The sequence below is a fragment of the Rhodococcus sp. PAE-6 genome (assembly GCF_025290685.1).
Taxonomy (GTDB): domain Bacteria; phylum Actinomycetota; class Actinomycetes; order Mycobacteriales; family Mycobacteriaceae; genus Rhodococcus; species Rhodococcus pyridinivorans.
The window spans coordinates 1-247 of record NZ_JAOCLZ010000182.1; the positions used below are offsets into that span (position 1 = coordinate 1).

Sequence of the window (247 nt, forward strand, 5' to 3'; positions counted from 1 at the left end):
GTGACCGCCCGCTCGACGAAGGACCGGATGTGCGGCTGCATGGCGTCGACGTCCTTGGACAGCATCGACTTCTGGATCTTGGGGATGATGCCCTCGTAGGTGATGTTGATGCCCTCGACCTTGATCTTGGTCGGCTCCTTGTACAGCAGGTCGTGCAGCTGCCGCTGGGTGAAGGAGCGAATCGGCTTGTCGGGGTCGAAGAAGCCGGACGCCCGGTAGATCCGGCCGTACCAGCCGTCCATGGTGT

1 pseudogene is annotated in these 247 nt (G+C 62.3%); it reads right to left on the reverse strand.

The window, feature by feature from the left end:
- A pseudogene (locus NVV99_RS26715) lies at positions 1-247 on the reverse strand (excinuclease ABC subunit UvrA); the annotation flags it as partial.